A 2,513-nucleotide genomic window follows, 5' to 3' on the forward strand; every position below is an offset into this window, starting at 1 on the left:
CCGGCCTGTTGTTGTCACGCAGGTAGTCGCTGAAACTGCGAAGAGCAGTTGCATCCTTCCTGCTTGCATCCTTCTTGCCGGTATCTGTCGCTGCTTCGTTTTTGTACTCTTCGATGAGAGCCGCGTCCTGGGGATAAGGATGCAACTCAGTGCGGCCTGCGATCCGCACGACTCCGCCCGTCGACTGCGAGGTTCGGAGATGAACTATCGCCGCAAGAAGTCTTAAGGGATTACCCTTTCCGATGAACTCGCGCGCATCAGCGGTCAGTGACTTTTCGTCGTCGAGCCGAGCAGCAATGGGATCTTTGTTATTTGCGAAGAGCCAGTGGCCAAAGCTGAGAAGAGTACGTACATAGCCCCTGGCGGTGCGTTCGGCGGCGTTCCCATTACGGAGGGCCTCCTCAAGCCCCGAAATAAGGGGAGCATCCTCGGTATGAAGAGGCTGCTCGTCGTGCCCTCTCAAAATCCCAGTTGACTGAGCCGGCTGCGGCGCCGAGGACGACGGGCCGGGTTCGTCCATCCGGCCCAAATCCTGATCGTGGCCTTCCGCAGGAAGCAATTCCTCTGGCCAACTGCCAGCTTTCTGCCACGCACTGTGCTGCGCAGCGGCGTCGCCGACCTGTCTCGACTCCATCAGGGCCGCGTCTTCGGGATCAATATGGCGCTCGAGCTCCATCGCTTTAGGGCCCGCCTGTGATTTTCGGAGATGAGCCAGAGCGGCACCGATCCTCGAATCAGCACCGGCGTCCTTCTTATAGCTCTTGACATCTCCATCCAGCGCCTTGCCTGAAAGCCGACCAGCAATGCCCTTCTTGTTGTTTTCACGCAGGTAGTCACTGAAACTGCGAAGAGCCGTTGCATCCCTCCTGGCTTCTTCCTTCTTGCCGGTATCTGTCGCTGCTTCGTTTTTGTACTCTTCGATGAGAGCTGCGTCCTGGGGATAAGGATGCAACTCAGTGCGGCCTGCGATCGGCACGATTCCGCCCGTCAACCGCGAGGTCCTGAGATGGTCTATTGCCCTAAGGAGTGTCGCGGGACGCTTTTCGAACAACTCGCGCGCATCAGCGGTCAGTGACTCTTCGTCGTCGAGCCGAGCAAAAATGCTCTTTTTGTTATTTGCGTAGAGCCTCTGGCCAAAGCTGCGAAGAGAAGATAGATAGTTTCGGACGGTGCGTTCGGCGGCGCTCCCATTCCGGAGGGCCTCCTCAAACCCCGCAATAAGGGGAACATCCTCGGAATGAAGAGGCCGCTTCTTGTGCCCTATCGCAACCCCAGTTGACTGAGCCGGTTGCGGCGCCGAGGACGGCGGGCCGGGTTCGTCCATCGGACCCAAAAGCAAATTCTGATCATGGCCTTCCGCAGGAAGCAATTCCTCTGGCCAACTGCCAGCTTTCTGCGACGAACTGTGCTGCGCAGCAGCGTCGCCGACCTGCCTCGACTCCTTCAGGGCCGCGTCTTCGGAATCAATATGGCGCTCGAGCTCCATCGCCTTAGCGCCCGCCTGCGATTTTCGGAGATGAGCCAGAGCGGCACCGATCCTCGAATCAGCACCGGGGGCCCTCTTATAGCTCTTGACATCTCCATCCAACGCCTCGTCTGAAAGACGAGCAGCAATGCCCTTCTTGCTGTTTTCACGCAGGTAGTCGCTGAAACTGCGAAGAGCAGTTGCATTCTTGCTTGCATCCTTCTTGCCGGTATCTGTCGCTGCGTCGTTTTTGTACTCTTCGATCAGAGCTGCGTCCTGGGGATAAGGATGCAACTCAGTGCGGCCTGCGATCGGCACGATTCCGCCCGTCGACCGCGAGGTCCTGAGATGGTCTATTGCCCTAAGGAGTGTCGCGGGACGCTTTTCGAACACGCGCGCATCAACGGTCAGCGACTCTTCGTCGTCGAGCCGAGCAGCAATGGGATCTTTGTTATTTGCGAAGAGCCACTGGCCAAAGCTGCGAAGAGAATATAGATTATTTTGTGCGGTGCCTTTGGCGGCCCCGCCCTTGATGAGGGCCTTCTCAAGCCCCAAAATAAGGGGAGCATCCTGGGAATAAAGGGGGCTTTTGCTGAGCCTTCTCAGAATCCCTTTTGACTGAGCCGGCTGCGGCGTCGAGGCGGCCGGCATTGCTCCATCACCTTCACCTGAACTGCCGATCTCGCTCAATTGCCGCTCAAAGGTCGCCGCGGCTGCGGACGGAGCCGCGGGTGAGCTCTCTTGCGGGCCCGTGCTGTCCGATTGTTCACGCACCCGCTTGGTCGAGGGGAAATCCATCCGTTCTCACTTTCAAAATATGAACCAGGGCTTCGATCTGGCATGCTGGCGATCAGCAACAAACCACCCTTTACAGCCCTCGATAGACCCGCACCGGGAGCATCTGCGGATTTCACGGATCGTGAGCATCGATTTCGCGCGATCGTGAGCAGCCCGCTACGGCCGATGGGAGATAGAGTCAGTGTTCTGGTTGGCCGTCAAGGGTGATGGTTTTGGCGCTGCGTTTTCGCATGCTTTCTCCGGTGAGCTG

1 pseudogene is annotated in these 2,513 nt (G+C 58.0%); it reads right to left on the bottom strand.

Going from position 1 to position 2,513, the window contains the following annotated elements:
- Positions 1-2,263 (bottom strand): annotated as a pseudogene (locus QJT78_RS50130) (hypothetical protein); the annotation flags it as partial.
- Positions 2,264-2,513 lie beyond the last annotated feature (250 nt).

Origin of the sequence: Bradyrhizobium sp. Mp27 (genome assembly GCF_029953005.1) — a bacterium.
Lineage (GTDB): Bacteria > Pseudomonadota > Alphaproteobacteria > Rhizobiales > Xanthobacteraceae > Bradyrhizobium > Bradyrhizobium barranii.